The organism is uncultured Draconibacterium sp., assembly GCF_913060805.1.
In the GTDB taxonomy this organism is placed as follows: domain Bacteria; phylum Bacteroidota; class Bacteroidia; order Bacteroidales; family Prolixibacteraceae; genus Draconibacterium.
Genome location: NZ_CAJXTC010000013.1, coordinates 126,021 through 132,436, shown reverse-complemented (window position 1 = coordinate 132,436; position 6,416 = coordinate 126,021). Strand labels below are relative to the sequence as shown.

The following is a 6,416-nucleotide window of genomic DNA, read 5'->3' as shown; positions in this document are numbered from 1 at the left end:
GCAGAGTGGTCGAATGCGGCGGTCTTGAAAACCGTTGTACCGCGAGGTACCGGGGGTTCGAATCCCTCTCTCTCCGCAACAATCCATCAGAGTTTTCTGGTGGATTTTTTTTTGCTCCAATCTGTTGATAACTTTTTGTTTTGTGTAGGTTTTAAGTGGCTCTTTTTTAGGAAAGTATAGCGCTTTTGAATATAATTTTGATGACATACTCAGAAATTATGTTTTGAAATGCGGATTTTCGCCATCTGAAACAGCCAAAAGCAACGAAATTTTTCTACTGTTTATGAGTTATGTTTATTCTTATTTACTATTAATGCCAAGCGAAAAAACCGGAACGATTATTCCTTTTGAGGTGAATACCGGTATTTGAAATTATTTCTTTCGCTGGCTTAGGTAATTTGAATTGAATTACTATATTTGCACTCGCAAAATGAAACACGGGTGTAGCTCAGTTGGCAGAGCACTGGTCTCCAAAACCAGGTGTCGGGAGTTCGAGTCTCTCCTCCCGTGCGAAAGCACAAAGGTCTTACTTTAGTAAGGCCTTTTTTATTGGATAAATTCTTGTGGAAAATTTGTAAATCTTCAGCTTTTAAGTGTTATTTTCACAACAAATTCGAGCCAATGCAAATCAACGTTTTTATTCCTTGTTTTATTGATCAGTTTTATCCTGAAACTGCAGGAAATTTTGTAACCCTGCTGGAAAAGGTGGGGTGCGATGTGAAATACAACCCGAAACAAACCTGCTGCGGGCAGCCGGCTTTTAACAGTGGATACTGGAGCGAGGCTAAAACCGTGGCTAAAAAATTTCTCGATGATTTTGAATTGGCAAACATGGTTGTGGCGCCTTCAGCTTCTTGTACGGGCTTTATTCGAAACTACTACCACAAACTGTTTGAAGATGACGAGGAGTTGCTCAGAAAGACGAATAAGACCCGGAAAAAGGTGTTCGAGTTTACCGACTTTTTGGTGAATCATTTAAAGGTAACAGAACTTGGGGCGACTTTTAATCATAAAGTTACGTTTCACGACTCGTGTGCTGGTTTGCGTGAGTATGGCATTAAAGAAGAACCTCGTAAATTATTAAGTGAGGTAAAAGGTCTTGAGCTTATTGAAATGGAAAATTTGGAGACCTGCTGTGGTTTTGGGGGGACATTTGCAGCTAAATTTCATAATATTTCAACGGCAATGACCGAGCAAAAGGTTGATTATGCATTAAAAACCGGTGCGGAGTATATTGTATCTACCGAAGCTTCGTGTCTGATGAATATGGATGCTTACATTAAAAAGCAGAAGCTCCCTATAAAAACGATTCATCTGGTTGATGTTCTTGCTTCTCGCGGCTAGAAACTTGATGCTGGATCCTTGATTCTTGATTCTCGTGACTCGTAGCTCGCAACTCGTGACTTACAGCTAAAATCAAAACATCTGCATTCCATGTAATTTCTTGTAACGACCGCCAAGTTCCATTAATTCTTCGTGTGTTCCTTGCTCCACAATTTTACCTTCGTGTAATACACAAATCAGATTCGCGTGCTTAATTGTAGATAAACGGTGCGCAATCACCAAAGAAGTGCGGTTTTTCATCAGGTTTTCCAATGCTTCCTGTACCAGTTTTTCCGATTCAGTATCCAAAGCCGAAGTGGCCTCGTCTAAAATCAGAATTGGTGGATTTCGCAGGATGGCACGCGCAATAGATAAACGCTGCTTTTGGCCGCCCGAAAGTTTATCGCCACGATCGCCAATTATGGTGTCGTAACCATTTTCTGTTCCCAGAATAAAATCGTGCGCATTGGCAATTTTTGCTGCCTGAATCACTGCTTCGTCGCTGACATTGTCAATTCCAAAAGCAATGTTATTTCGTATGGTGTCGTTAAACAAAATGGGTTCCTGGTTAACGTTTCCAATCAGGTTGCGTAACGATTTTAGTTTCAGGTCGCGAATATCAGTTCCATCCACTTCAATATTTCCCGAAGTTATGTCCCAGAAACGCGGCAACAAATCAACCATTGTGGTTTTCCCACTGCCCGACGAGCCAACCAACGCAACGGTTGTCCCTTTCGGGATATTCAGGCTAACATTAGAAAGTACCTCTGCTTTGTCGTAAGCGAAAGTTACATTCTTGTATACTATTTCTTTTTCAAACGAATCAATGTCTTTGGCGTCTTTCTTATCAACGATGGTAACTTCGGCAGCAAGAACATGATCGATACGTTGCATCGAAGCCAGTCCTTTTTCAACACTGTAAAGTGCTGTTGAGAATGCTTTTGCCGGGTTGATTATTCCGTAGAAAAATACCATATAACCGATAAATTCAGAGGCGGTTAACGATGAGTTACTTCCCCCAAGAATAATCCGACCGCCATACCATAAAACGATAACAATTACAATGGTTCCCAGAAACTCGCTGGCAGGATGTGCCAGGTTGCGGCGCCACATCAGGCGATTCATAATCAATCGGTAGTTTTGGTTTTCAGTTTGAAAACGTCCGATGGCTTTTTCTTCGGCATTAAACGATTTTATGATACGCAATCCCGAAAGATCTTCTTCAATAATCGACAGAATTTCGCCCAGTTTATTTTGTCCTTTGGTCGACACGCGTTTCAGGCTGCGGCCAATTCGCCCAATGATCAAACCGGTAATTGGCAACATAACAAACACAAACAAGGTGAGCGACCAACTCATGTAAATCATTACGCTAAGGAAAACGATTATAAGAATTGGGTTCTTGATCATCATTCCCAGCGAGTTGGCAACCGAGTTTTCCACTTCCTGCACATCGCTGGTAATACGCGCCATGATGTCGCCTTTTCGTTCTTCGGAGAAATAACCGAGCGGCAGGCCAATAATCTTCTTATAAATCAGCGAACGGATATCGTAAACAACGCCGTTGCGCAAAGCAATAAGTACAAAATCAGCCAGGTAAGTAAACCCAACTTTAAAAAGGGTGGCAATTACCAAAATTAATCCAATAAGCAGTAAAGCATCCTGTTGCCCGTGTTCAATAATAAAGGAACTGATGTAATAGTTTACGTTATTTGTAATTGAATCGGCCGTAAAAGCCCATTCCACTTTTTCGGTTACCAGTTCTTTTGTCTGGAACAAAATATCGAGTGCCGGAATAAGCATGGCAAACGAAAATGTTCCGAAAAGGGCACCTAAAATATTGTAAATAATGTTCATGACGACTTTCCACCGATAGGGCGGTACAAATCGTTTCATGAGTTTAAAGAAGTCTTTCATATGATGAAGACAGAAGATAAAAGCCGGAAGACCGAAGCTGGTTTTCCGGATTAAAAATCTTCCTTATTTTTTAAAAAATTCCTGTGTAATTCTGTGGTGTAATCGCTTTTAACTCTTCCTTTACAGCATCACTAACGTCTAAACCATCAACAAAATTGTGTATTGACTCTTTGTTGATCACCTCGTTTTTACGGGTTAGGTCTTTCAGGGCCTCGTAAGGATTTGGGAAAAACTCGCGACGCAAAATGGTCTGAATTGCCTCGGCAACCACCGCCCAGTTGTTCTCCAGGTCTTTTTCGATTGCCGCAGTGTTGATCAGCAATTTGTTCAATCCTTTTAACGTTGATTTGATGGCGATTAAAGTATGACCAAAAGGCACACCGATAAAACGCGTAACGGTTGAGTCAGTAAGGTCGCGCTGTAAACGCGAAACCGGAAGTTTCTGTGAAAGTTGCTCAAAACCTGCATTTGCAATACCAATGTTTCCTTCCGAGTTTTCAAAATCGATCGGATTAACTTTATGCGGCATTGTTGATGAACCCACTTCACCTTTTTTTATTTTCTGTTTGAAGTAGTTCATCGAAATGTAACTCCAAATGTCGCGGTCGAGATCAAGAATGATATTGTTGATACGTTTCAGTCCGTCGAAAATGGCACTGTGGTTATCGTAGTGCGAAATCTGTGTTGTGAACTGCGAACGGTTCAAACCCAGTTTGTCTTTCAGGAACTTGTTGGCAAAATCTTCCCAGTTAATATCAGGATAAGCTACTAAGTGTGCATTAAAGTTACCGGTAGCTCCACCAAATTTCGCGTCGATGGCAATGGATTTAAGCTGAACCAACTGCACCATAATCCGCTCCAGGAATACTTTGATTTCTTTTCCAACTTTAGTCGGAGAAGCCGGTTGACCATGTGTTTTTGCCAACATCGGAATGTCTTTCCACTCGGTGGCCATTGTCAGCAGTTTTTCAATCAATTCCTGCAACAGTGGGTAATATTCTTCTTCCAAAGCATCTTGTATCGACTTCGGAATAGCGGTATTATTGGCATCTTGCGAGGTAAGGGCAAAGTGAATAAACTCTTTGTATTTACCCATTTCCAGCTTGTCAAATTCTTCTTTTATAAAATACTCAACAGCTTTTACATCGTGGTTGGTCACACTTTCAATGTCTTTTATGCGTTGCGCATCTTCCAACGAAAAGTTTTTGTGAAGCTCACGAAGTTTGTCCAGTTTTTCTGCAGGGATATCAGCAAGTTGTGGCAAAGGAATTTCGCACAATGCGATAAAATATTCTACCTCAGTTAACAAGCGGTATTTTATCAGGGCGAATTCGCTGAAGTATTTTCCCAACCCTTCTACTTTGTTACTGTACCTGCCGTCAACCGGCGAAATTGCTGTTAATGTATTAAGTTCCATTGTCATTACTTAGAATTAAGCTGCAAATTTATAAAATTAAGCGGACTAGCTATTTGGCAGCCGAACGAATTTAATATTCTTTAACCGCAGCGCAGGTTTGCGATGGTATTATTTACTGAACATGAGCTTTCAGCTTTTCTTATTCAGACATTAATTGTAATTTGTTTTTTGTATTTTGGAACTTGAAAAAAATCAATGCCATGAAGCTGAAAAATTTCTGGATTTTGTTGTTCGTTATCGCCACTTTAGCTGCTTTTGCGCAGGAGGCCAACAAGAAAAAAGTGTTTCTTCTGAATATCAAATCCGAAATTACTCCGGCCACTCGGCGTCAGGTGAGTCAGGCTTTTACAGAGGCCGATTCGGCGAAAGCCGATGTGTTTCTCATTCACATGAATACTTACGGCGGCACTGTTGTGGATGCCGACTCCATACGTACACGAATTCTTCAAAGCAAAATTCCGGTTTATGTATTTATCGATAATAATGCGGCATCGGCAGGGGCGTTGATTTCCATTGCCTGCGACGGTATTTATATGCGCCCCGGCGGAAGTATTGGAGCGGCTACCGTGGTCAATCAAACCGGTGCGGCGATGCCCGATAAATACCAGAGTTACATGCGATCGACTATGCGGGCAACGGCTGAAGCACATGGAAAAGATACGACGATAACAGCCACTGGTGATACGATTATAGATTGGTTTCGCGATCCTGCAATTGCCGAGGCCATGGTTGATGAACGAATTTTTATTGAAGGCGTTTCCGACACGGGACAGGTGCTAACGTTCACTCCTTCGGAAGCGATAGAAAATGGTTTTTGTGAAGGAACCGCCGAAACAGTTGACGAAGTGCTGCAACAACTTGGAATCAACGATTATGAACTATTTGAGTACGAGCCTACTTTTATTGAAAAGATCATCGGTTTTCTGGTGCACCCAATGATTTCCGGGTTATTGATAATGGCGATTGTTGGAGGTATTTATTTTGAGATGCAGTCGCCGGGAATCGGTTTCCCGTTGGGAATAGCAATTTTGGCTGCCCTGCTTTATTTCATGCCGCTTTATCTCGAAGGACTAGCCGAACATTGGGAAATTGCTCTTTTTATCGTTGGGCTGATACTTATTGCGGTGGAAATATTTGTGATTCCAGGCTTTGGAATTGCCGGAGCCCTCGGAATTCTGTTTGTTTTTGTTGGCCTGGTATTAAGCCTGATCGACAATGTGAACTTCGATTTTGAAGGTGTTCAGATGGAAGGAGTGGGAAAGGCAATCGCCACTGTGGTAATCGGAATATTTAGTGGTTTTGTACTGGCGCTTTACCTAGGGAAACGAATGTTTACAGCTGAGCATGGTATGTTTAAAAACTTCGCTTTAAATACGGTTCAACATGTTGATGAAGGTTTTGTGAGCGTTGAAACCAAACTTTTCGATTTAAAAGGAAAGAAAGGAACTGCGCAAACTGTTTTACGCCCCGGAGGAAAAATAAATGTTGAAGGCGAAGTTTACGATGCTGTAGCTGTTACCGGTTTTATTGATAAAGACGAAAAAATAGTTGTTACCAAAGTTGAGGCGACTCAGCTTTATGTGGAGTTGGACGAAGAGTAAAAAAAGTAGAAAATAGAAAGGAAAAAGGCAAAAGTTGTCACTGGTCATTGGTTACTTGTTGCCTATTTTTTTTAGCATTAACGCATTTCTTTTTTCAATTTATCAGTCCCTCAATCTCATTCAATCAAATCAATCTTGAAAATCAATCTTTTGCAAGT

5 protein-coding genes and 1 tRNA gene are annotated in these 6,416 nt (G+C 41.2%); 3 read left to right on the top strand and 3 right to left on the bottom strand.

Annotated features, from left to right (window positions below; genetic code table 11):
- Nucleotides 1–207, bottom strand: a 207-nt coding sequence (locus QZ576_RS10240) for a hypothetical protein (RefSeq protein WP_297096740.1), incomplete at its 3' end; no start/stop codon positions are given.
- Between the two features lie 230 nt (nucleotides 208–437).
- Between QZ576_RS10240 and QZ576_RS10235 the strand changes: the two genes are divergently transcribed.
- Nucleotides 438–510, top strand: a tRNA-Trp gene (locus tag QZ576_RS10235).
- A 111-nt stretch (nucleotides 511–621) separates the two neighbouring features.
- Complete coding sequence (locus QZ576_RS10230; RefSeq protein WP_297096738.1) at nucleotides 622–1,344, top strand: (Fe-S)-binding protein; 723 nt, start codon at nucleotides 622–624, stop codon at nucleotides 1,342–1,344.
- Between the two features lie 72 nt (nucleotides 1,345–1,416).
- On the opposite strand, the gene QZ576_RS10225 is transcribed toward QZ576_RS10230, so the two are convergent.
- Nucleotides 1,417–3,219 (bottom strand): ABC transporter ATP-binding protein, encoded by a 1,803-nt coding sequence (locus QZ576_RS10225; protein ID WP_297096737.1) that lies wholly within the window; start codon nucleotides 3,217–3,219, stop codon nucleotides 1,417–1,419.
- A 91-nt stretch (nucleotides 3,220–3,310) separates the two neighbouring features.
- The gene (purB, locus tag QZ576_RS10220; protein WP_297096735.1) at nucleotides 3,311–4,657 is read right to left on the bottom strand and encodes an adenylosuccinate lyase; all 1,347 of its coding nucleotides are present in this window, start codon (nucleotides 4,655–4,657) and stop codon (nucleotides 3,311–3,313) included.
- 200 nt (nucleotides 4,658–4,857) lie between these two features.
- Between purB and QZ576_RS10215 the strand changes: the two genes are divergently transcribed.
- Nucleotides 4,858–6,258: an NfeD family protein gene (locus QZ576_RS10215; RefSeq protein ID WP_297096732.1), complete on the top strand. Its 1,401-nt coding sequence runs from the start codon at nucleotides 4,858–4,860 to the stop codon at nucleotides 6,256–6,258.
- The last annotated feature ends 158 nt before the right edge of the window (nucleotides 6,259–6,416 follow it).